Source organism: Streptomyces sp. KPB2, from assembly GCF_003950055.1.
Lineage (GTDB): Bacteria > Actinomycetota > Actinomycetes > Streptomycetales > Streptomycetaceae > Streptomyces > Streptomyces salinarius.
Genome location: NZ_CP034353.1, coordinates 7,088,912 through 7,111,979, shown reverse-complemented (window position 1 = coordinate 7,111,979; position 23,068 = coordinate 7,088,912). Strand labels below are relative to the sequence as shown.

Annotated in this window: 18 protein-coding genes and 2 pseudogenes; 9 read left to right on the top strand and 11 right to left on the bottom strand. The window is 67.6% G+C overall.

Annotated elements, in window-relative coordinates:
• Positions 1 to 23: 23 nt before the first annotated feature.
• Positions 24 to 446: a secondary thiamine-phosphate synthase enzyme YjbQ gene (locus D1J63_RS32155; protein ID WP_125633744.1), complete on the bottom strand. Its 423-nt coding sequence runs from the start codon at positions 444 to 446 to the stop codon at positions 24 to 26.
• Between the two features lie 55 nt (positions 447 to 501).
• Between D1J63_RS32155 and D1J63_RS32150 the strand changes: the two are divergent.
• Positions 502 to 1,233: pseudogene (locus D1J63_RS32150) on the top strand (NAD(P)-binding domain-containing protein); the annotation flags it as partial.
• 122 nt (positions 1,234 to 1,355) lie between these two features.
• Here D1J63_RS32150 and D1J63_RS32145 read toward each other — a convergent pair.
• The 5 genes from D1J63_RS32145 to D1J63_RS32120 all read right to left on the bottom strand — a co-directional run bounded on the left by D1J63_RS32145 (position 1,356) and on the right by D1J63_RS32120 (position 7,911).
• The gene (locus D1J63_RS32145) at positions 1,356 to 1,628 is read right to left on the bottom strand and encodes a hypothetical protein (protein ID WP_125633742.1); all 273 of its coding nucleotides are present in this window, start codon (positions 1,626 to 1,628) and stop codon (positions 1,356 to 1,358) included.
• An 843-nt stretch (positions 1,629 to 2,471) separates the two neighbouring features.
• Entirely contained in the window at positions 2,472 to 3,227 is a 756-nt protein-coding gene (locus tag D1J63_RS32135; RefSeq protein ID WP_125633740.1) for a hypothetical protein, read from the bottom strand.
• Positions 3,228 to 4,047: 820 nt separating this feature from the next.
• A complete protein-coding gene (locus tag D1J63_RS36830) occupies positions 4,048 to 4,305 on the bottom strand; it encodes a helix-turn-helix transcriptional regulator (protein ID WP_164713062.1) in 258 nt (85 codons plus the stop codon).
• A 1,648-nt stretch (positions 4,306 to 5,953) separates the two neighbouring features.
• Entirely contained in the window at positions 5,954 to 6,172 is a 219-nt protein-coding gene (locus tag D1J63_RS32125) for a hypothetical protein (protein WP_125633736.1), read from the bottom strand.
• Positions 6,173 to 6,390: 218 nt separating this feature from the next.
• Positions 6,391 to 7,911: a recombinase family protein gene (locus D1J63_RS32120; protein WP_125633734.1), complete on the bottom strand. Its 1,521-nt coding sequence runs from the start codon at positions 7,909 to 7,911 to the stop codon at positions 6,391 to 6,393.
• 125 nt (positions 7,912 to 8,036) lie between these two features.
• Here D1J63_RS32120 and D1J63_RS32115 point away from each other — a divergent pair.
• Positions 8,037 to 8,393, top strand: a pseudogene (locus tag D1J63_RS32115) (pyridine nucleotide-disulfide oxidoreductase); the annotation flags it as partial.
• Between the two features lie 12 nt (positions 8,394 to 8,405).
• Here the strand turns inward: D1J63_RS32115 and mltG are convergent.
• Together mltG and D1J63_RS32105 are read right to left on the bottom strand one after the other, a co-directional pair.
• The gene (mltG, locus tag D1J63_RS32110; protein ID WP_241235627.1) at positions 8,406 to 9,176 is read right to left on the bottom strand and encodes an endolytic transglycosylase MltG; all 771 of its coding nucleotides are present in this window, start codon (positions 9,174 to 9,176) and stop codon (positions 8,406 to 8,408) included.
• A gap of 208 nt (positions 9,177 to 9,384) precedes the next feature.
• Positions 9,385 to 11,187, bottom strand: a complete 1,803-nt coding sequence (locus D1J63_RS32105) for an ABC transporter ATP-binding protein (RefSeq protein WP_125633732.1) — start codon at positions 11,185 to 11,187, stop codon at positions 9,385 to 9,387.
• A 149-nt stretch (positions 11,188 to 11,336) separates the two neighbouring features.
• Here D1J63_RS32105 and D1J63_RS32100 point away from each other — a divergent pair, with 149 nt between their 5' ends.
• The gene (locus D1J63_RS32100) at positions 11,337 to 11,801 is read left to right on the top strand and encodes a MarR family transcriptional regulator (protein ID WP_102928273.1); all 465 of its coding nucleotides are present in this window, start codon (positions 11,337 to 11,339) and stop codon (positions 11,799 to 11,801) included.
• Between the two features lie 23 nt (positions 11,802 to 11,824).
• Here D1J63_RS32100 and D1J63_RS32095 read toward each other — a convergent pair whose 3' ends face one another.
• The gene (locus D1J63_RS32095; RefSeq protein WP_125633730.1) at positions 11,825 to 12,583 is read right to left on the bottom strand and encodes a hypothetical protein; all 759 of its coding nucleotides are present in this window, start codon (positions 12,581 to 12,583) and stop codon (positions 11,825 to 11,827) included.
• A gap of 254 nt (positions 12,584 to 12,837) precedes the next feature.
• Between D1J63_RS32095 and D1J63_RS32090 the strand changes: the two genes are divergently transcribed.
• From D1J63_RS32090 to D1J63_RS32075, 4 genes are all read left to right on the top strand, one after another.
• The gene (locus tag D1J63_RS32090) at positions 12,838 to 14,754 is read left to right on the top strand and encodes an ABC transporter ATP-binding protein (protein ID WP_125633728.1); all 1,917 of its coding nucleotides are present in this window, start codon (positions 12,838 to 12,840) and stop codon (positions 14,752 to 14,754) included.
• Complete coding sequence (locus D1J63_RS32085) at positions 14,751 to 16,532, top strand: ABC transporter ATP-binding protein (RefSeq protein ID WP_125633726.1); 1,782 nt, start codon at positions 14,751 to 14,753, stop codon at positions 16,530 to 16,532. The genes D1J63_RS32090 and D1J63_RS32085 overlap by 4 nt, the downstream gene beginning before the upstream one ends.
• Before the next feature lie 356 nt (positions 16,533 to 16,888).
• A complete protein-coding gene (locus D1J63_RS32080; RefSeq protein WP_059297801.1) occupies positions 16,889 to 17,359 on the top strand; it encodes a DUF5709 domain-containing protein in 471 nt (156 codons plus the stop codon).
• 63 nt (positions 17,360 to 17,422) lie between these two features.
• Positions 17,423 to 17,695: a type B 50S ribosomal protein L31 gene (locus D1J63_RS32075; protein ID WP_125633724.1), complete on the top strand. Its 273-nt coding sequence runs from the start codon at positions 17,423 to 17,425 to the stop codon at positions 17,693 to 17,695.
• Between the two features lie 20 nt (positions 17,696 to 17,715).
• Here the strand turns inward: D1J63_RS32075 and D1J63_RS32070 are convergent, their stop codons facing one another.
• Positions 17,716 to 18,510 carry a metal-dependent hydrolase gene (locus D1J63_RS32070; RefSeq protein ID WP_125633722.1) on the bottom strand — a complete coding sequence of 265 codons (795 nt, stop codon included), beginning with the start codon at positions 18,508 to 18,510 and terminating at the stop codon, positions 17,716 to 17,718.
• 145 nt (positions 18,511 to 18,655) lie between these two features.
• Between D1J63_RS32070 and D1J63_RS32065 the strand changes: the two genes are divergently transcribed.
• Both D1J63_RS32065 and D1J63_RS32060 read left to right on the top strand, forming a co-directional pair.
• Complete coding sequence (locus D1J63_RS32065) at positions 18,656 to 21,169, top strand: DEAD/DEAH box helicase (protein ID WP_164713061.1); 2,514 nt, start codon at positions 18,656 to 18,658, stop codon at positions 21,167 to 21,169.
• 19 nt (positions 21,170 to 21,188) lie between these two features.
• A complete protein-coding gene (locus tag D1J63_RS32060) occupies positions 21,189 to 22,055 on the top strand; it encodes an acyl-CoA thioesterase II (protein ID WP_102928477.1) in 867 nt (288 codons plus the stop codon).
• A 1-nt stretch (position 22,056) separates the two neighbouring features.
• Here D1J63_RS32060 and D1J63_RS32055 read toward each other — a convergent pair whose 3' ends face one another.
• Entirely contained in the window at positions 22,057 to 23,001 is a 945-nt protein-coding gene (locus D1J63_RS32055) for a DUF6397 family protein (protein ID WP_125633720.1), read from the bottom strand.
• Positions 23,002 to 23,068 lie beyond the last annotated feature (67 nt).

Below are 23,068 nucleotides of genomic sequence, written 5' to 3'. Positions count from 1 at the left end.
CGGAGCTCCGCGAACGGCCGACGTCAGCCGAGGAAGCTCAGCCGGACCCGGCGGTCGGGGTTGTCCCGGTTGGTGTCCACGAGGCACACCGACTGCCAGGTCCCGAGCTTCAGGCGGCCTCCGATCACCGGCAGCGTCGCGTGCGGCGGTACGAAGGCGGGCAGGACGTGGTCGCGGCCGTGGCCGGGGCTGCCGTGGCGGTGCTGCCAGCGGTCGTCGGCCGGGAGCAGGGTGTGCAGGGCGGAGAGCAGGTCGTCGTCGCTGCCGGCACCGGTCTCGATGATCGCGATGCCGGCGGTGGCGTGCGGGACGAAGACGTTGAGGAGGCCGTCGCGGCCGGACGCCGCCTCGCGCAGGAAGGACTCGCAGTCACCGGTGATGTCGGCGACCCGCTCCGCCGAGCCGGTGGCGAGGTTGAGGACTCGGGTGGTGAAGGCATCTGGCATGGACCCATCCTGACACCGGGGGAAGATCGGGGCCTCCGGCGCCGTTGGTAGAAGCGTGAACAACACGCGCGAGGTCGAGGTCGTCGTCATCGGTGCCGGTCAGGCCGGACTCGCCGCCGCCTACCATCTGCGGCGCACGGGGTTCGAGCCGGAGCGCGACTTCGTGGTGCTCGACCACTCCCCCGGGCCCGGCGGCGCCTGGCAGTTCCGCTGGCCGTCGCTGACGTACGGCAAGGTGCACGGCATGCACGCCCTGCCGGGCATGGAGCTGACCGGCGCGGATCCGGGGCGGCCGTCCGCCGAGGTGGTGAGCGGGTACTTCGCCCAGTACGAGCGGACCTTCGACCTGCGGGTGCTGCGGCCGGTCGACGTGCGCGCCGTGACCGAGGGGACGGACGGGCGGCTGCTCGTCGAGACCTCGGCCGGGTCCTGGTCGACGCGTGCGCTGATCAACGCGACCGGCACCTGGGACCGCCCCTTCTGGCCGCGCTACCCGGGTCAGGAGACCTTCCGGGGACGGCAACTGCACACCGCGCAGTACGCCGGGCCGGAGGAGTTCGCCGGGCAGCGCGTGATCGTGGTGGGCGGCGGTGCCTCGGGCACGCAGCACCTGCTGGAGATCGCGCCGTACGCCGCGGCCACCACGTGGGTGACCCGAAGGCCCCCCGTCTTCCGCGAGGGGCCCTTCGACGAGGAGGCGGGCCGGGCCGCGGTGGCGCTCGTGGAGGAACGGGTGCGGCAGGGGCTGCCGCCGAGGAGTGTCGTGTCGGTGACGGGGCTGCCTGTCTTGGGTGTTTGACAACACACCCCCGTGACCTGCGCTGATGACTGTCTGTACATCCGGGCATAAGTAAGGGCCCTGGTCATCGGCGAACCAGGGCCCCTCTGTCTGTGGGTGTGGAGTGCTCCCTACTCGATGCCGTCTAGCCGCTCCCCCCGCAGCTCTGCCACATCAACGGCAGCCTTGGCCGAGTACAGGAGGAAGTGCAGGGCCTGTACCAACTCGGCTTTGGTCGTCTTCTCCCCGGACGTCAGTAGGGCAGTGATGCGGTCAATGTCGTTGTGCGCCACCCGCAGGAGGTGCGCCTCCCTGGTCTCAGCTAGGGCAGCCATCATCCCGCCGGGCTGGCAGTAGCCCCGCTTCACTGGCTCACCCTCTGCCGGCATACGCATCAGTTCCATGTCCGCTCCCCGGTTGTAGCCCTTGTTGTATCAAGCCATTCGCGCATACCGAGGATAGCGCGGGTGCGGTATCTAGTGCACTGACCGAGCATGATCAGCATGGATGCAGCTCAACCACCATGGCGACGCGTAGCAGAGGCGCTTGAACAACGGATCAAGGACGGCACCTACGCCAAGGGAGCACGGCTACCGGGGGCCGTGCCTCTGAGTCATGAGTTCAACGTTGCTCCGTCGACCGTGGCCAAGGCTGTCCAGGATCTCAAGAGGCGTGGTCTCGTCACTGCCAGTCCAGGTTGGGGAACGTTCGTCGTCTGACGCTAGGTGCTACGCAGGGTCTGCGCCGCTCTGTCGACACCACGGCATGAAAGAATGAATGATCTAGGCAGCAACAGCGTTGCTGTCGCTTGGATACTTCATTCATTACCGGCCCCATTGACGGGGGCCGGCATGACCGGGAGTTTATTCCTACGCTTTATCCATGAAATACCCGGGGTAATGCGTATGTTCATTGAAAGGGAACCCGCCGGGAAGCCCTGCATTCGACCGTGTACGGGTAATGAATCTTAACCGATTCGTTATTCTGGCGTAGTTCTCAAACTTCCCCGGGACCAAAAACCCTACTGTCAATCCCTAAAAAGCTCTGCTTCCAGTGACATTGGCCCCAATTCAGAGCCTGCTGTCCTTTATCTCAGGAAATGACCCCTACTGTCACCACGGTGACAATGAACAAATGAAAGAAGGGGCCCCTAGCGTCTCGCCAACACCAGGGGCCCCAATGGCACGGATTAACCATGCCTTTGTGAGGTAAAGCCTATCGGCGCAGCATCCGAACTGCGCCTACTTTCAGTGGTAGTTGCCAGGGTTCCAGACTGTCTCTGTCCGAACATTCGTCATGACAGTTTCGGAATCATCCTTTGTCGGCTTGTCTTCAATCAGTCCCGGGACATTCACCAGGTCATAATTGATGAACCCAAGCCGTTCCGCGGCAGCATAGGACAAGAGGCCATTGGGAAGAACTTCCCACGCTTCATTGTGGTTGCCATCACCCCACCCCTTCCAGACACTGCGCCCAATGGCACCGGCAGAGACAACCCAACTGAAGTTGTCTACCGCATGACCAAGACGCGCCTTGGCTTCCTCGGCGGCTTCCAGGGCCTTGACATAGTCCTGGTGTGCCTTGGTCGCCTTATCCATCTCAGAGCGTCCTACGGTCGCCAGTTCGGCATACAGAGCCTCTGAGAACTCCCTCTGAGCCAGGGTCACGGCACGCCGTAGTGCCGGCGTCATACGCTCATACTCGGCAACAGCGGCCTTGACTGGACCAAGGAATTCATCCTTATCAGGCAGGGGCTTTCCAGCCTGTACCGCGGCAGTCTCCGCATCCTGGAGAGCCTTCTCTGCACTCACCAGGGCAGGAACAATGAACCTTGGTGAGTGGTGATTGTAGGGCGTCACATTCCGTGAACGATAAATGTCGTTTTCCCGCTGGTACTTCTGAAACGCAGCAGAGGCGTCCGAAAACGCCTTCTTCAACTTCCTGAGCCGAGCAGAAAGCGTCAGATCAGCAGGAGGTGCCACAGTGAAAATGTCGTCATACATAGAAATACTCCTTCATCGTTCGAATGTCTCTGGTGTCCTTGATAAACGTCGCCAACGCAGCAACAAGCTGGATGAGATAGCCAATGGTCATGTCACGCCGCCATAAGCTGCGACATGTAGCGGTGTCCGGTCCTCTTGCTGACACCGAACCAGTCTGCAAGAGCCTCTGCATTCACCTTGCGCCCCGTGGCATCGAGATTCTGCGCAGCGTCACGGATGGCAACAAGAGTTGCCTTGGGAGTCGCACCCTTCTTACGAGTAACTGACTCGTAAGAGACGCTAGGCGCAGCAATGGCATTGTCACCAGGGGCCTGCGTTGAACGCACCCCCTGTACGTCCTCAGGCTCTCCAGGGGTACCCGTTTCCGGGGTACCCTTGTCATCCTCTACTGCGTTCTCTCGTGGCATGGACGCCAGGTGGAGCATGTGACAAGCAGCCAGAGCCGGCACAGAAGACACCAGGGACACCAGGACAGGACCGGAAGTCATGTAGCCACTGGAAATCAGGTGACCAACCACCTGGGCGCTGAGAGCCATACCGAGAGCTACGCCGCTACCGACAATGGCAGAGACGCGTCCCTTACTGCCACGGGGACGGTTGGCAGCGATGATGGCAGAGGCCGCGGAATAGGCCGAGAGCGTCAGAGGCATAAGGAACTCAAAGCCACCAGTGAAGCCACTGGCACGGGCTAGCTGAACCTCTGCCGGCACTGAGATGATCAGGGCCGCAAGCAGGACCAGGGGACGAGAAAGAGTCGCAGTAAGTCTTGCGTAGAGTGGTGCCGTGTGAGAGTTGTTCATGTCGTGTGGGTGTCCAATCGTTAGAGGATGACGGAGCGAATAGCCGCTCGCACATCAGGATCAGTGATGTTCTTGAGAGCCTGCGTCAGGGGAATACCGAGGCACTTGGCCATAAGGATCTGAGAGCGCAAGGATGGGGTGCGCTCACCGTAGAACCACTTGGTTACGGCCTTATAAGTAATGCCGGTAGCCTCGGCAATCTCTGCATAGCCAACGCCGCGGGCACGTCGAATTGCGTCCCACGTCTCACGGTCCCAGATATCAATGTTGTTGGGCATGTTTCGCTCCTTGGGATGATGTCGAATGAGTCGTGTGCAAATGAAAGAGCCCCTCTGCGCCACACGACGAACACAGAGGGGCCAATCACGATGCAAGCGCTGCTTGCACCTAACCGGGCAGAACCAGCCTTGGTGCGCTGCAAGCGTTGCTTGCATCTGGCCAGACCAAAGCTCCAGAGACCCGGGATGCCGTAATGAGTCGTTACGGCAGGAGGAAGAACCAGACGAGACTACGAACCGCGGGAGTACTGCGTAGAGGAGAGCAGAGAGAACCTGTTTTCTGCTCTCTACCTATGACGTACGGGTCACCAGAGGGGGTTTTGTGACGTCAGATTCAGTCACAGATAGATAACGTCTATAAAGCTGCTGATCAGAGCTATCGGCACGGCCTGTCGTTCCGCGCCTACCCTCGCCATCAGAGCCGGCAGACCAGCAGTGACTACAGTCATCGCAGACCAGGACCAGGGGGTAACTCCTGTTACGTGCTCTGACCTGCGGTGTCTGTAGACATCGCACCACCAGGACCAAGAGCACAGTCGCCCTATACGGCTAGCGGCGCAGCGCAGGTGTGCTCAGCGCCTACCAGAGGCCCCAGGAAGCCGCGGGATGACCAAGGAGACGTTCCAGGGCTCCAGAGAGCCGCAGAACGGCGCACAGAGGCTTACAGAGCCCTGTCTGAACCAGGGCTCCAACCACCTGAACCAGACACCAGGAACACAGATAGCCCTAGAAAGCTCTGTACCGCCTTCTAAGCGCCTTACAGGCGCCCCCCGGACAAGGAGACCAGGAAGGTGATCAGAGGCCGTTAGAGAGCCATACAGAGCCCTTGCCGGGGGCGGGACAAAGGTTGGTCGAAGTAACTTCTCCAACTCGAAGTAACTTCTCGTGTGTCGTTGCCAGTCTCCTAAAGAGACTGGCTAACTCCACTAGGTCGTCTCTCCGTTCCTCCCTGCCATGGCTGTCTAGGAACAACCCCTCCCCTGGTTCCAGCTCAGAACTGGAACCAGGTAAAGAGCCTTGGTCAGATGATCTTGAAATGACTATGGCCAAGGAACCTTCAAGACTCCTTGGCCAACTGATCATGTTCTTACTAACCCTGGTAAATACTCCTAGTCTCTGTAAGGAGACTAGGAGGAAGTTAGGTTTAGAAGTTAGTACGCCACTTCTGACGTACACCCCCCGTCAGATCTGACGTACACCCTAGGCGTCTGGCATGGCTCCAAGGCGGTAGGTAACGGGTCCATTGAAGGTTCGGCTCTGCTCTCGGATGAGATCTGCCTCTCTGAGAGCTTCGAATCCCCGCTCCACAGTTCGCCGGCCTTTAGGCAGCATCTCTGTAACCGTGTCGATAGTGGGGAACACGCCTTGGGTATTCCCGTTCCCTCCAAAGCTAGCCAGGGCCACGGCTACGCGTACCGCGGAATCCTTGACGTCCTGTCGATTGACTATCTGAAGCCATTCATTAGGCCGTGTGGTCATGTCGACCCATGACGCCTTACGGCGTTCTTCCTCCCTGGCTTCCTTGGCTACCTGGTCCCTGTACGTCGACAGCTTGGCATTGAATTCCCAAATGGTAGGTCGACCCCATACCGCGTGAGGGTCGTACCCAAGTGCCTTAATCTCGTCTTCTGTGGCGTCCCCAAAAACTTCAGTGTCCAACACGCTTGTCCCCAATCTTCTTAAGTCCGTACTCCAGTTCATCAACCATGTGATTTGCCATGGCCTCTGTCACCATGTCGTCTGCCGTTCCAAGGTCAACCTTGTAAAGTCGCATGACGAACCAAATGGCAGGGTGTTCCTCTATGACGCCTTCCCAGAGCATGCGGCCAATGTCGTCAATCGCCTGCGCCTTCTCTGCCTTTGTCACGTCACTGTCCTTTCCGTGGCCATAGAAAAGCCCCTGCCAATGACAGGGGCTATACTCGGTACTGCTTATTCAGTTAGCGGCGCACACGTGCGCTTAGTGCCTATGTCAGACATGACATAGGGGCCATGCCCTGATGACATGACCCCTTGGTCCTGGTGGTGCTGGCGACAGGGCACTACTCGCCCTGTCATAGAGTCCAACAACCGTGGTGGTGCTGGTTATTCCCCTGCCCATGTCCCGAGACGGATGCCACGGGCCCTACGCTCTTCCGGTGTCTCCGGTACAGGGTCCGTGACCTCGAACGTTCCGTTGGACAACTCCACACGGAAGCCGGAGCGCACAAGTTGCTTGCGCCGGCCTTCCTCGTCGAGAGTCGGCCACAGTTCCCCGTACGTCTTTCCCGTGGGTACCTCTGACCAGTGACCCTCTACGACAGGTTCCGCGGACAGTTCGTCCCTACGGGTCCTGAGAGCGTGCAGCCGGCTCTTATAGCCTTCCGGGTCATCGTCGTATGCCCCGGATTCATAGTTGTCTCTGAGACGCACGATGCGCTTGCGCACGTCCTCTAGCTCTCGGCTGTGGTCCGTGCCCGGCACCCACACCTTTTCTGTCACCGGCTCATGAAACCATCGTTGGAGGAAGAGCACTTCCAACCACTCTTCCAGCTCATACGCGTTGACAGAGCCTTTGCACCTGTCTTCTTTCGGGAAAGATCCACAGATGTAATAGCGCCAGGTACGGTCGCCGCGGGTGTGGCTCTTCTGTACGGCCTTGGCTCCGCAGATGCCGCAGAACGTGACCCCGTACAGGGGGTTGGTCCTGTTAACCCTCTTGGCCTTGGTCATGGTCCGTTGTTGGATCGCGGCTTGGAGGGACGTCCACTCGTCGTCTGTGAAGATGGGCTCTGCCAGCCGGACCGGTGCCCCTTCCGGGTCGTACAGTAGCTTCCCCTGATACTTCTTGAGTCCCTGGGTTGACTCATTGGTCAGTACGCTCTTGACCGTGGTCTCTGACCACCGCTCCTGTACGCCTTCACCCTTACGGCTCTTGACCGGCTTCCCCTTACGGAGTCTCGCGCGGTCCCTGGCAGTCAGGATCTTGTTCGAGTTGAGCCACTTGGAGACACCCAAGAACGACTGTCCGTCGATGATCTGCCGGCGCATCTCCTGTAGCACGGCCACCATGTCGGGACAGTGCTCCAGGTACGCGGCTGTCTTGCCATCCTCGAATCGACTGACGGGACGGAAGCCGAACGGAGGGAAGCCACCGTGCCAGCGTGCGGTGAACCTGCGCCGCTCGTGGCTCTCCGCTACACGGATTTTGATGCGCTCCAACTCCATGGCAGGACCCATGGCCCTTACCTGAATCATGGTCCTGCCCGCGGCAGTACTCATGTTCTTGTTGAAGTCGGGGTCATCCAAGATGATGACCTTTTTGTTGTTCTTCAGGCACCAGTCAACGAACAAGTAGACGTGTCGGTCGTCGCGGCTCAGCCGGTCCTGAGTTGAAACCCACAGTTCATCCCACTTAGACAGGTTCTCTTCTGCCAGCCACGGACCAAGGCTCTTCCTCTGGAACGGGTCAACGTCGCCAGAGACACTGACATCCTGCGCCACCCCAGCAATGGTGGCGCCCTCTGACTCCGCATGCCGGCGCAACTTCTCGTCCTGCGCCTCAATGCTCTCTGAGCGCTCCCCCTTGGCATCTGAGATGCGCTCCAAGAGCAGTACCCGTCGCATGCCGTCCCCTCCCCTGGTGGTGCAGCCTGGAAGCTGCGCCTATCTCTCGGGGACTGACTGACACGTCCCCTCCACTCTCAACTATCGGTGGAGGCATGCATAGTTGTCAATCACACTTGAGACGACTGCCGCTGAACGACGCGATCCGGGCCGGGCTGGAGTCGGGCGTACTGGACCGGCAGCCCATGTTCGACCGGGTCACGTCCGAGGGGGTGGAGTGGGGCGACGGGCGGCGGGTGGCCGCGGACGTCATCCTGTGGGCGACCGGGTTCCGTCCCGCCATCGACCATCTGCGGCCGCTGCGGCTGCGGGAGGCGGGCGGCGGCATCCGGGTCGAGGGGACGCGTGCGGTCGCCGACCCGCGGATCCATCTCGTCGGCTACGGACCGTCCGCCAGCACCATCGGCGCCAACCGGGCGGGGCGGGCGGCCGTACGGGACATCAGGCGGCTGCTGGCCGAGGGGGCGCCGGTCGCCGCGTGACGCCCCGACCGGTCACTTGGCGGCCTCGGCCTTCTTCGAGGCGCTCTGCTGGAGGCGGTTGAACTCGTCCACGTTGCGCTGGTGTTCGGCGTAGTCGGCGGTGAAGCGGGTGTCGCCCGGCTTGACCGTGACGAAGTACAGCCAGTCGCCCGGGGTCGGATTGATCGCCGCGCTCATCGCCTCGTCGCCCGGATTGGCGATGGGGGTGGGCGGCAGACCCATGCGCTGGTACGAGTTGTAGGGACTGTCGATCTTCGTGTCCTCGGCCGTGGTCTTCAGGGTGGAACGGCCCAGGGCGTAGTTGATGGTGGAGTCCATCTGCAGCGGCATGCCGCGTTCCAGCCGGTTGAAGACGACCCGGGCCACCTTGCCCATGTCCTCCTCGGTGGCGGCCTCCGCCTGCACGATGCTGGCGATGGTGACCGCCTGATAGACGTTCAGCGCGTTGCGCTGGGCGCCCGCGGCGACCGGCGCGCCGGTGAACCTCTTGTTGGCCTTCTCGACCATGGCCGTCAGCAGCTTCTCCGGGGTGGGGTTCTCACCGAGCGGATAGGTCGCGGGGAAGAGATAGCCCTCGGGGTTGCCCTCGGCGTCGTTCGGCAGCTTGAGGTTGGCCTTGGCCAGGGACTTCTTGGTGGTACCCGCGGGCAGGGCGAGGACCTTGTCGACGGCCGCGTAGACCTGGGTCGCGCGCCAGCCCTCCGGGATCACGAGGGACGTGGGCCGGGACTCGCCCTCGTCGTCCGTCGTCAGCAGCGGCACGGCCACCGCGGTACCGGCCACGACGGCGCCGACCGCGATCAGCGCGACACGGCCCCGGCGCGTCAGCCGGACCGCTCTCCTGGGGCTTCTGGGACCTCTGACACCTCTGGGGCTCCGGAGGCTCCTTCTGGGGCCTCTGGCGCTCCCCGCGCTTCTCGCGCTCCGTGGCGGAGTGTTCATCTGCATGCGGGCACGGTAACCCCGATATACAGACAAACCCGGCATATCTTCATCTTGTCGGCTCCAGTCGGGCGTCCCGGCGGACCAGTGCGGCATACCTCCCGTCCTGCGCGAGCAGCGCCTCGTGCGTGCCCTGTTCGGCCAGGTGTCCGGAGTCGAGGACCACGATCCGGTCGGCGTCCCGGACGGTGGACAGACGGTGGGCGATGGTGATCGTGGTGCGGTTGGCGGACAGGGCGTCGATGGCCCCCTGCACGGCGGCCTCGGTACGGGTGTCCAGGGCACTGGTCGCCTCGTCCAGGACGAGGACGGGCGGATCGCGCAGGATGGTGCGGGCGATGGCCAGGCGCTGCTTCTCGCCGCCGGAGAACCGGTGGCCGCGCTCGCCGACCACGGTGTCGTAGCCGTCGGGCAGGGCGGCGATGTGGTCGTGGATCTGGGCCGCCCTCGCCGCGGCCTCCAGCTCGGCGTCCGTGGCGTCCGGCTTGGCGAAGCGCAGGTTCTCGGCGACGGAGGCGTGGAAGAGGTACGTCTCCTGCGACACGACGCCGACCGCGCGAGCGAGGGTGTCGAAGTCGAGGTCGCGCACGTCAATCCCGTCGAGGGTGACCCGGCCGCCCGTCACGTCGTAGAGCCGCGGCACGAGGTGGCCGAGCGTGGACTTGCCGGCGCCGGTGGGACCGACGACGGCGAGGCTGCTGCCGGCGGGGACGGTGATGTCGATGCCGTCGAGCACCGGGCCGCCCTTGCCGTCGTAGCCGAACCGGACGTTCTCGAAGCGGACCTCGCCCTTGACGTGGTCGAGGTGGACGGGGTCCTGCCGCTCGGTGATGTCGATCGGCAGGTCGAGGTATTCGAAGATGCGCTGGAACAGCGCGAGCGAGGTCTGGATCTGGACGCCGGTCGACAGCAGGCTCACGGTCGGACGGAACAGCCCCTGCTGGAGCGAGACGAAGGCGACGATCGTACCGAGGGAGACGTCGGGGCCGCCCAGTTGCAGGGCGATGCCCGCGGTCCAGTAGATGACGGCCGGCATGGCGGCCATGACGATCGTGATGACCGCCATCCGCCAGCGGCCCGCCATGTTCGACTTCACTTCCAGGTCGACCAGGCTCTCGGACTCGTCCGCGAAGGCGCGGGTGAGCGAGTCGGAGCGACCCATGGTGCGGCCGAGCAGGATGCCGCTGACGGAGAGCGACTCGGTGACCGTGGCGGCCATCGCGGCCATCTGTTTCTGGCGCCGGGTGGTGATCTTCCTGCGTTCCCTGCCGACCCGGCGGCTGATCCACACGAACACCGGGAGGAGAAGGAGTGAGACGACGGTCAGGCGCCAGTCGAGGACGACCATGGCGACGATCGTGGCGACCACGCTGGTGAGGTTGGAGACCAGGGAGGTGGCCGTGGAGGTGACGGTGGCCTGCATGCCGCCGATGTCGTTGGCGATGCGGGACTGGACCTCGCCGGTGCGGGTGCGGGTGAAGAAGGCGAGGGACATCTGCTGCAGCCGGCCGTAGACGGCGGTGCGCAGATCGTGCATGACGCGCTGGCCCACGGTGGTGGAGATCAGGGTCTGCAGCACGCCGAAGACGCTGGTGAGGACGGCGCCGAAGATCATGCCGAGGGCGAGCAGGCTCAGCAGGCCCGTGCGGCCCTCGGGGATCGCGACGTCGAGGATCTCCTTGAGCAGGAAGGGCGTGGCGACCGACACCAGGGACGCGGCGCCGACCAGCAGGCCGACGACCGCGAGGCGGCCGCGATAGGGGCGGAACAGCTTGAGGATGCGGCGCACCTGCCGGGGCTGTTCCTTGGCGTCGGCGGGTGCGGTCCAGGCGGATTCGCGATCGGGGTGCATGGGCTCCTTCGACAGGCGGCGAGGGGAGGTCCGCGAAGCCCTCCGGACGGCAGACCTGCGGGTACTGCCAGGGGCTGGCGCGGACCTTACGGATCACAGGTCATTGTTACCTATACTCACAATGAACGTCATCCTGATATTGTTCCCGTATGACCGCCCCCGATCCCGACGGCCTGCTCGCCGAGCAGCTGCTGCGGCTCACCCGCCGGGTGCACCGCATCCAGAAGCGCCATCTCGAGCACCGCGCCCTCGGCATCACTCCGGCCCAGTCCCGGCTGCTGCGCACGCTGGCGCACTACGGCTCGCCCCCGCGCATGGCCGACCTCGCCGAGCGCCTCGAGGTCGTGCCCCGGGCGGTGACGACCCTGGTCGACGGGCTGGAGACGGCCGGAAAGGTGCGCCGCGTCCCGGATCCGGCCAACCGCCGCGTCATCCGGATCGAGCTGACCGACGACGGGCGCGCGGCCCTGAGGGAGTTGCGCACCGCACGCAGGTCCGCCGCCGAGGAGATCCTCGCCCCGCTGACCGACGAGCAGCGCGCGGTGCTGGGCGGGCTACTGGACACGCTGATCGACGGCCCCGACGGCGACCGGGGGCACCGGCACCCGGCCTGACCCGGATACCTGGACGCCCGCGCTCAGGCCTTCAGGTTCGCCCTGTCCCCCATGACCACCACGGGGTGCAGGTCCGGGTCGAGCGTGCGCAACAGATACTCCATCGCCGGCTTGGGCAGACTGACGCACGCCGACGTACCACTGCCGTGGTCCATGTGGAGCCAGATCGAACCGCCCTTGGCCGAACCCTCGGGACGGGTCGGGTCGTTCGGCGGGGTGCCCTTGACGCGGTTGTAGTCGATGGCGATGACGTAGTCGAAGTCGTGCCAGTACGACTTCGCCCACCAGCGCGGCGCCGCGAAGCTCGCCGACCGGCTGTAGGGCAGGCCGGTACCGGGGGCCGGATCCGGGTCCGGGAGCACACCGCCCGCGTCGCTCAGCGTGAACACGCCGACAGGACTGCGCTTGTCGTTCTCGTGGTGGTCGGTCGTCCACCCCTTCGTACCGTTGTGCGCCGCCCAACTGCGGGCGCGGTGCCAGACGGAGCCGTGCTTCGTGTAGAGCACGGCTGTGGAGTCGGCGGAGTTTCGGCCGTCGCCGTACACGGCGACGACCTGGCGCGAGTCGGCGGGGATGCGGCGCTGGAGCCGGTCGCCGACGCCGGGGATCGTGGCCGGGTCGGCCGTCGCACTGCTCCGCCCGGCCCCGCCGGGGGGCGCGCTCGCCCCGGTGTCCGTTCCGTGCCCCGACGGGCCGCCGCACGCCGACAGCGCCGACACCGCCACCAGGGAGCCCAGGGCCGCCATCGCGACCGCCGCACGCCGTACGCCACCACTCGCCATCCGTCCATCGTCGCACCCGTTTCGGGCCTGCCGTCAGGACTGCGGCGGGCGGACGCGGGTGCGACGGCCCGGACGGGCACGGGCGGGGCGCCGCGGACGCGTGCCAATGACGTGCCGCGGGCTGCAGCCGGATTCGTGTCCCCCTGCGGAAAACCGCTTGATTTTGGGCACGCGGCGACGCGAACCTGTCACGGTTTGCAGCCTCTTGATGCCGCCTGGCAACGGCACTTCCTGACACGAGCCACTGGGACGTCATGCAGATCCAAGACCTTCCGTATCCCGACCCGGGTGTGCCGGACGCACGCTCGGGCCCCCGATTCCTGTGGTGGCTGTTCCGCAACCAGCTCGGTGGCCAACTCAAGTCACTGGCCTGGGGCCTGCTGCACTTCGCTTCCGTCTCCGCCCTGCCCTTCTGCGTCGGTCTCGCCATCCAGGCGGTCGTCGACCGCTCCGGCACCGGGCTCGCCGTCGCGGGCGGTCTCATGGTGCTGTGCTGCGCCGGCAACGCGATCGGCGACACCTTCCTGCACCGCGCCGCCGTCACCAACTGGATCACCGCCGCGGCCCGCGTCCAGCAACTCCTGGCCCGCAAGACGGCCCTGCTGGGCTCGGCGCTGACCCGGCGTGTGGCGGCCGGTGAGGTCGTGGCCGTGTCCACCGGCGACGTCGAGAAGATCGGCTGGTTCGTGGAGGCCGTCTCCCGTTTCACCGCGGCCGCGCTCACCGTCGTGCTGGTCTGTGTGGCCCTGGTCGTCTACCAGCCGGCGCTCGGTGTCGTCGTGATCGTGGGGCTGCCGGTGCTGGCCCTCGCGGTCCTGCCTCTGCTGCCCCGCGCCACCCGGCGGGCCGACGTCCAGCGGGACAAGGCCGGCCGGGCCACCGAACTCGCCTCGGACACCGTCGCCGGACTGCGCGTGCTGCGCGGCATCGGCGGCGAGGAACTCTTCCTCGACCGCTACCGCGGCGCCTCCCAGGAGGTGCGCCACGCGGCCGTGCGCAGCGCCCGCATGTGGGCCCTGATCTCCGCGATCCAGGTGCTGCTGCCCGGCCTGCTGCTGATCGCGGTGGTCTGGCGCGGCGTCCACCTGGCCCGCGAGGGTCGCATCGAGGTCGGCGAACTCGTCGCCGTCTACAGCTCCGTCATGATCCTCACCTACCCCCTGCGGCACTTCGAGGAGATCGCCATGGCGTACTCCTTCTCCCGGCCCTCGGCCAAGCGGGCCGCGCGGGTGCTGGCCCTGGAGCGCGCCACGGACACCACGGGTTCACGCGCCGCCGAGATCCCCACCGGGGACCTGTACGACCCGGCCACCGGTCTCCTGGCTCCCGCGGGCCGGTTCACCGCCGTGGTGTGCGGCGACCCGGACGCCGCCGGACGGCTGGCCGAACGGCTCGGCGGGCATCCCCCGGAGCAGGGCACGTCGGCCCTGCTGGGCGGGGTGCCGCTGGACGAGCTGCCCCTGAAGTCCGCGCGCACCGCCGTGCTGGTCCAGGACAAGGACCCGGTGCTGCTCTCCGGCACGCTCCGGGAACTGCTCGACGTGCCCGCGTCCGGTGCCGTGGGCGCCGAGGACGCGCTGGCCGCCGCGCAGTGCGGTGACGTGCTGACGGCGCTCGCGCAGGGCTCGCTCGGCGCCGACGACCCGATGGACGCCCGCATCACCGAGCGGGGCCGGTCGCTGTCGGGCGGCCAGCGCCAGCGGCTGGCGCTGGCGAGGTCCCTGATCACGGACCCGGAGGTGCTGGTCCTGGACGAACCGACCTCGGCCGTGGACTCGCACACCGAGGCGCGGATCGCGCAGGGCGTGCGGACGCTGCGCGCGGGGCGCACCACGGTGGTGTTCACCTCGTCCCCGCTGCTGCTGGACCGCGCGGACCGGATCGTGTTCCTCCACGACGGCGAGGTCGCGGCGGTCGGCGCCCACCGGGAGCTGCTGCACACGGAGCCCGGGTACCGGGCGGTGGTGACCCGCGAGACCGACGAGGAGTCCGCACCCCACCGCGACGGCGGCCCGGCCGCGGGAGAGCCGGCGAAGTACCCGGCCGACGACGACCGCGGTGTCAGCCGTGGCGAGGGCCCCGGTGAGGGCCGTGCCGACGCCCTGAGTGACGACGCCCTCAGTGACGACGACGTACTGCACCGACTGGAAGAGATCGAGGAAACGGCATGATCGGCGTCGCGCCCCCGTCCTACGACCCGGCGGCTCCCACGACGGCGAGCACCCTGCCCGTCGGCGCGCGCCCGACCGTGCGCGCCTACGTGGGAGAACTGCTGCGCCGGCACCGTCGCGCGTTCCTCTTCCTCGTCACCGTCAACACCGTCGCCGTGATCGCCTCCATGGCGGGCCCCTACCTGCTGGGCGGGCTCGTGGAGCGGGTCTCGGACGACACCCGCGAGTTGCGTCTCGGCCTCACGGCCGCGCTCTTCGTGCTCGCCCTCCTCGTGCAGGCCGTGTTCGTGCGCGAGGTACGGCTGCGCGGGGCCGTGCTCGGCGAGCGGATGCTGGCCGATCTGCGCGAGGACTTCCTCGTGCGGTCGGTCGGACTGCCGCCCGGGGTGCTCGAGCGGGCCGGCACGGGCGACCTGCTCTCCCGGATCACCACGGACATCGACCGGCTCGCCAACGCCATGCGCGAGGCCGTGCCCCAGCTGGCGATCGGTGCCGTGTGGGTGGTGCTGCTGCTGGGCGGCCTGGTGGTCACGGCACCGCCCCTGGCGCCCGCAGTGCTGATCGCGGTACCGCTCCTGGTGATCGGCTGCCGCTGGTACTTCCGCAGGGCGCCCGCGGCCTACCGTTCGGAAGCCGCCGGGTACGCCGCGGTGGCCGCCGCGCTCGCCGAGACGGTGGACGCCGGGCGCACGGTCGAGTCCCACCGCCTCGACACCCGCCGCATCGAACTGTCGGAGCGCCGGATCAGGGAGTGGACGGCCTGGGAGCGCTACACCCTCTGGCTGCGGTCGGTGCTGTTCCCGGTCATCAACATCACCCATGTGACCGTGCTCGCCTCCGTCCTGCTCATCGGCGGTGTGTTCGTCCTCCAGGGCTGGATCGGGGTCGGTCAGCTGACCACGGCGGCACTGATCGCGCAGATGCTCGTCGACCCGGTCGGCATCATCCTGCGCTGGTACGACGAGTTGCAGGTGGCCCAGGTGTCGCTGGCCCGGCTGGTGGGAGTGCGGGACATCGAGCCGGACGCCGGTGACGGCACGTTGTCCCCCGACGGGCGGCACGTGCACGCCGAACGGGTGCACTTCGGCTACCTCGAGGGGGTGGACGTCCTGCGCAAGGTGTCGCTGGAGGTCGCCCCCGGCACCAGGCTCGCCCTGGTCGGCCCCTCGGGCGCCGGCAAGTCCACCCTGGGCAGGCTGCTCGCCGGTATCTACGGTCCCCGCGAGGGCCGGATCACCCTGGGCGGCGCGGAACTGTCCCGGATGTCCGCGGAGCGGGTCCGCTCGCATGTCGCCCTGGTCAACCAGGAGCATCACGTCTTCGTGGGCTCCCTGCGCGACAATCTCCGGCTCGCCAGGACCGGCGCCACCGACGCCGAGCTGTGGACGGCGCTGGGCGCGGTCGACGCGGACGACTGGTCCCGGGGGCTGGACGAGGGCCTGGACACCGAGGTCGGGTCGGGCGGCTTCGCGCTCACCCCGGCGCAGGCGCAGCAGATCGCGCTGGCCCGCCTGGTGCTGGCCGATCCGCACACGCTGGTGCTGGACGAGGCGACGTCGCTGCTCGATCCGCGGGCCGCGCGCCATCTCGAACGGTCCCTGTCCCGGGTCCTGGAAGGCCGCACGGTGATCGCGATCGCCCATCGCCTGCACACGGCCCACGACGCCGACGTCATCGCCGTGGTCGAGAACGGCCGGATCAGCGAGCTGGGCAGTCACGACGAACTCGTCGCGGCGGACGGCGCCTACGCGGCACTGTGGCGGTCCTGGCACGGATAGCCGTGTCGCACCTCCCTTCGCCGGCGGGACGGTCCCGGGCCGGACGACCGGGGCGGGGCCGGCCGGGGCCGGTCGCGTGCGGGGCGGCTCGGGGCCGGCGGGCCGCCGGTGCCGGGCCGGTCCGCCCGGGTCGGCCCGGCCGGTGCACCCGGAGGAGCAGGCCCTGGAGGTCCCCCGGCGGAGTCCGTGCCGTTGCGCGGTCCCGAACGGGAGTGGAAGGCTGGGAACAGGCACCGGCTCGAGGCAGGCCCTGGAACCGCGCGGTTCCGCGACGGGTGACGCCTGTGCCCCGTGCAGCGGCAGCCCGCCGCGGTGCACGGCGAGAAGGGGCCGGTCCCCACCCCCTGGAGGTACCCGTGAACAGCGTCGACGGATGGGGAGATGACGTCTACCAGCCCGACGGCTCCGAGCAGAGGGAGGACACCGGCCTGCTCGACGGCGAGGACACCCTCGAGGAGGACGGTGTCGACGATCCGCTCGATCGTGGCTGGTCCCCGCCCGAGCGTCCCTGGGCGGTGGAGCACACCGGCGTGACGGCCGCCGAACGTCGCCGCGGCGAAACGCTGGACCAGCGGCTCGCCGAGGAGCGGCCGGACGAGCTCGCTCCCGACGGTGACGGACTGGGCGACTCCGACGGCACCGATGGTGAGCTGCTGGACAACGAGGTCGGCGCGGACCGTTCCGGCCGGCTCGTGGCCCCGGACGAGGGGGCGCACGAGGACGAGGAGCCGGCGCTGGTCGCCATGGACGTGGGCATCGACGGCGCGGCCGCCTCCGCCGAGGAGGCCGCGATGCACGTGGTCGACGAGGACTCCCTGCCGGGCTGACGCCACTGGCGACGGCGGGCCCGTGCCGTCGCTCCGATGATCCCTGCCGTACGAGGAGCAGCCATGCAGCAGGACAAGCACCCCGACTACCGGCCCGTCGTCTTCCGCGACCGCGGCGCCGGGTACGCCTTCCTGACCCGGTCCACCGCGACCAGCGACCGGACCATCGAGTGGGACGACGGCGAGACGTACCCCGTGGTGGACGTGGAGATCTCCTCGGAGAGCCACCCCTTCTACACGGGCAAGGCGCGAACGGTGGACTCGGAGGGGCGCGTCGCACGCTTCGAGCGGCGTTACGGCGCGGGCGAGGGCCAGGACACCGGCGAAACCGGCTGAGCCGGACGGGTCCGCGTCACTCAGATGAAGTTGAGTGCGGCGGCGCCGCCCACTCCCCCGAGCAGCATGAACGCCGGCATCAGCACCTTCAGCTCCACCCAGCTGCCCGCCCGGAACCGCATGGCCTTCGGCGGGCCGATGGGGTACCAGCGCTTGCGGCCCACCGGTATCGGCCAGAGTATCGGGCAGCCGGACACGGTCAGAGCGTCCCCGATGTCGTGCACCAGGGCGCCGAGCACGATCGGCAGCCCCAGCCACAGGTACTCCTGGCCCGGTGCGGTGAACAGCCAGTCCGCACCGCCGTCCGGCTTGTCCAGGATTCCGGCGAGGATCCACGCACTGGTCCCGGCCAGCAGCCAGACCAGCACGTCGCTGCTGGAACCGCGGGTGGCCCGCCAGAGCAGGCCCTCGATGGCCAGCACCATGTGCACGAAGAGGATCGCCAGGACCGCCCAGCGGCCGCCCACGATCGCCAGCACCGAAGTGCCCCCGCCGATCAGGACCGCCCACAGCCAGGTGTGCGTCAGCGTGCGGTGTCCGCCGGAACGGCGCGGGTCGCCCGGCTTCCTGGTGGCCTTGTAGACGGCGGCGGACAGCTTGTCGACGATCTCGCACAGGCCTCGTGAGACCGGCCCGAAGGCCCGGGAGATGGTGGCCGCCTTGTGGTCGAGGTCGGGGGCGAGCGCCGCTCCGGCACAGATCAGGGCTCCGGCGAGCAGCACCGGCCAGGGCATCGGGTGTCCCGCGGCGGCGGTCGCCGCTCCGACGCCGAGCCACGCCGCGGCGCCCGACAGTGAGTGTGCTGGTCCCATCATCGCCGTTGCCCGCCCCATTCCTCGTGTGTCGCTGTGCAGTTGTCCGGGTCCGCTGTTGCCGCGCCGGCGACCCAGCGTAGCGTTCGTGATCTTCACGCGGACAGCCGATTCCCCCATCGCGACCCGGGACAGGCAAGATGGGGGCGTGACCCTCATCGATCAGCTGCCGCGGACCGCCGACCCCGATGCCTTGTACGAAGCCTTCGAGGCGTGGGCCCAGGAACGCGGTCTCACGCTCTACCCCCATCAGGAGGAGGCGCTGATCGAGGTGGTCTCCGGCGCGAACGTGATCGTGTCGACGCCCACCGGCTCCGGCAAGAGCATGATCGCGGCGGGCGCGCACTTCGCCGCGCTGGCCCGGGACGAGGTCACCTTCTACACGGCTCCGATCAAGGCGCTGGTGTCGGAGAAGTTCTTCGAGCTGTGCAAGATCTTCGGCACCGAGAACGTGGGCATGCTCACCGGCGACGCCTCGGTGAACTCCGACGCCCCCGTCATCTGCTGCACCGCCGAGGTTCTGGCGTCGATCGCGCTGCGTGACGGCAAGCACGCGGACATCGGCCAGGTCGTCATGGACGAGTTCCACTTCTACGCGGAGCCGGACCGCGGCTGGGCCTGGCAGATTCCCCTGCTGGAACTTCCGCAGGCCCAGTTCGTCCTGATGTCGGCGACCCTCGGTGACGTCTCCTTCTTCGAGAAGGACCTCGCGCGCCGCACGGGCCGGCCCACCGCGGTGGTCCGCTCGGCCACCCGTCCCGTGCCGCTGTCCTACGAGTTCCGCTACACCCCGCTCACCGAGACGCTCACCGATCTGCTGTCGGCCCGGCAGGCCCCGGTGTACATCGTGCACTTCACCCAGGCGCAGGCCGTGGAGCGGGCGCAGGCGCTGATGAGCATCAACATGTGTACGCGCGAGGAGAAGGAGCGGATCGCCGAGCTGATCGGCAACTTCCGCTTCACCACGAAGTTCGGCCGCAACCTCTCCCGCTACGTGCGGCACGGCATCGGGGTCCACCACGCCGGCATGCTGCCCAAGTACCGGCGGCTGGTGGAGAAGCTCGCGCAGGCCGGTCTGCTGAAGGTGATCTGCGGAACGGACACCCTCGGCGTGGGCGTCAACGTCCCCATCCGTACCGTGCTGTTCACGGCGCTGACGAAGTACGACGGCACCCGGGTGCGGACGCTGAGGGCCCGGGAGTTCCACCAGATCGCCGGCCGGGCCGGGCGCGCCGGGTTCGACACGGAGGGCTTCGTCGTCGCCCAGGCACCCGAGCACGTCGTCGAGAACGAGAAGGCGCTCGCCAAGGCCGGGGACGACCCGAAGAAGCGGCGGAAGGTCGTGCGGAAGAAGGCTCCCGAGGGCTTCGTGGCCTGGTCGGAGAGCACGTTCGACAAACTCATCGGCTCCGAGCCGGAGCCGCTGACATCCCGGTTCCGCGTCACGCACACCATGCTGCTGTCGGTGATCGCCCGCCCCGGCGACGCCTTCTCCGCGATGCGGCACCTGCTGGAGGACAACCACGAGCCGCGCAGGCAGCAGCTCAGGCACATCCGGCGGGCGATCGCCATCTACCGCTCGCTGCTGGACGGCGGGATCGTGGAGAAGCTCGACGAGCCGGACGCCGAGGGACGCATCGTGCGTCTTACGGTGGACCTGCAGCAGGACTTCGCGCTGAACCAGCCGCTGTCCACGTTCGCGCTGGCCGCCTTCGAGTTGCTGGACCCCGAGTCGCCGTCGTACGCGCTGGACATGGTGTCGGTCGTGGAGTCCACGCTGGACGATCCGCGGCAGATCCTCGCCGCCCAGCAGAACAAGGCGCGCGGTGAGGCCGTGGCCGCGATGAAGGCGGACGGCGTCGAGTACGAGGAGCGCATGGAGCGCCTCCAGGACATCACGTACCCGAAGCCGTTGGAGGAGCTGCTCTTCCACGCCTACGACACGTACCGCCGGAGCCACCCCTGGGTCGGTGACCACCCGCTGTCCCCGAAGTCGGTCATCCGCGACATGTACGAGCGGGCACTCACCTTCACCGAGCTGGTCTCCCACTACGAACTCGCCCGCACCGAGGGCATCGTGCTGCGCTACCTGGCCAGTGCCTACAAGGCCCTCGACCACACCGTCCCGGACGACCTGAAGTCCGAGGATCTGCAGGACCTGATCGAATGGCTGGGCGAGATGGTGCGCCAGGTGGACTCCAGCCTCCTCGACGAGTGGGAGCAGCTCGCCAACCCGGAGGAGATGACCGCCGAGGAGGCTCAGGAGAAGGCCGACCAGGTACGGCCGGTCACCGCCAACGCGCGCGCCTTCCGTGTCCTGGTCCGCAACGCCATGTTCCGCCGCGTCGAACTCGCCGCCCTCGACCAGGTCGGCGAGCTGGGCGAGATGGACGCCGACGCCGGCTGGGACGCCGACGCGTGGGGCGAGGCCATGGACGCGTACTGGGACGAGTACGACGACCTCGGCACCGGCCCCGACGCCCGCGGCCCGAAGCTGCTGGTCATCGAGGAGGAGCCGCAGAACGGCCTGTGGCGCGTGCGGCAGATCTTCGACGACCCGAACGACGACCACGACTGGGGCATCAGTGCGGAGGTGGACCTCACCGCCTCCGACGCGGAAGGCCGTGCCGTCGTCCGCGTCACCGATGTCGGCCAGTTGTGAGCACAGGAGAACCCCACCGATGACGAATCCGGCCGAGAGCCTCGTCGCCCTGCTCGACCTGGAGCAGATCGAGGTCAACATCTTCCGTGGCCGCAGCCCCGAGGAGTCGCTGCAGCGGGTCTTCGGCGGCCAGGTGGCGGGCCAGGCGCTGGTCGCCGCGGGCCGCACCACCGACGGCGATCGCCCGGTGCACTCGCTGCACGCGTACTTCTTGCGCCCCGGCCGCCCCGGGGTGCCGATCGTGTACCAGGTCGAACGGGACCGCGACGGGCGGTCGTTCACGACCCGCAGGGTCACCGCCGTGCAGCAGGGCCGCACGATCTTCACGCTCACCGCCTCCTTTCACAAGCCTGAGCAGGGGAGTTTCGAGCACCAGTTGCCGCCGGCCCGCGAGGTCCCCGACCCCGAGTCCCTGCCGACGGTCGCCGAAGAGGTGCGGGAGCACCTGGGCGCGTTGCCGGAGCAGCTGGAGCGCATGGCCCGCCGTCAGCCCTTCGACATCCGGTACGTCGACCGGCTGCGCTGGAGCGCCGAGGAGGTCCAGGGTGCCGAGCCCCGCAGCGCCGTGTGGATGCGCGCGGTCGGGCCGCTCGGCGACGACCCGCTCGTGCACACCTGCGCCCTGACCTACGCCAGCGACATGACTCTCCTGGACGCCGTGCGCATCCCGGTGGAGCCGCTGTGGGGTCCGCGGGGGTTCGACATGGCGTCGCTGGACCACGCCATGTGGTTCCACCGGCCGTTTCGGGCGGACGAGTGGTTCCTGTACGACCAGGAGTCTCCGATCGCCACCGGCGGGCGCGGACTGGCCCGTGGGCGGATCTACGACAGGGAAGGACGGATGCTGGTGTCGGTCGTCCAGGAAGGGCTCTTCCGGTCCCTGTAGGTCAGGAGCCTCTGCGCCACAGTCGGCCCACTAGGCCGCTCAGCCAGCCGGGTTGCTCTGCTTCGCACGGTTTCCGGCTCTCCGCTTGGCGTGGCTCCCGGCTCTCGGATTCGCGCACGGCGTGCGGGGCCGGGCGCGGGGCGGGACACTGCCGGCGTGCCGCTTCCACCGCTTCCGCGAGGTCCGAGCGGAGCCAGTCGATCTCGTCCTGGTCGGCGGCCGTCGCGATCTCCTCGGCGAGTTGTGCGGCGGGAGAGCCCGGCGCACCGTGCGCCGGCCGTGCGGGCCGGAACCGGCCCAGATGAGAGCGCTCGTAGGGGTCGGTGACGACGTCCGAGACCTCGGCGGCGTCGAGCAGCGACGCCACGGCCGCAGCCCGGGCCCAGGGGTCGTCGGCCGCCTGGCGGAGCAGGAAGCCCAGGTGCCGTCCCCGCCAGTTGCGGGGCCGCAGGTCCACCCCCTCCCCCAGTTGGTCACGGAGGGCTGCGGGCGTGCGGCCCTTGAGCAGCGCCGCGTTGCGTTCGTCGGCTGTGAACCGTCGTAGCTCCTCGGCCGGATACAGCCAGACGACGGCGCGGTAGCGGTTGACGTAGAACTTCACCGGCACCAGCAGCCCCAGGCGTGCCAGACGGGTGAAGCGGGCTTTGGTCACGTCCATGAGGGCCGCGCCCTCTGTGGTGCCGACGGCCCGGACAGCGGCGCGAAGTCCCTCGGGGAAGCCGTCCGCCGCCCGGATCCTGTCGATCTCGTCGCGCGGGACCCGCCGTCCGCCGCCTCCGTCGTCGGGTACCGTGCGGATGCGGCCGAGGCGCACCGCGAGGTCGAATTCGCTTCGCTTGAGGCCCAGTTCCCGAGCGGCGCGGCTCGGCGCGACAGCGGCGGTCCGAGTGGGGCCGGTCCGCTCGGCGGCCAGGGCGGTCTGGTGCGTGACGGTGTTGCCGGACATGGTTCGTCTCCCCCGTGGAGTGTGTGGCAGGCGCGCTCCGCACCCGCTGACACAAGACCGTAGCCGC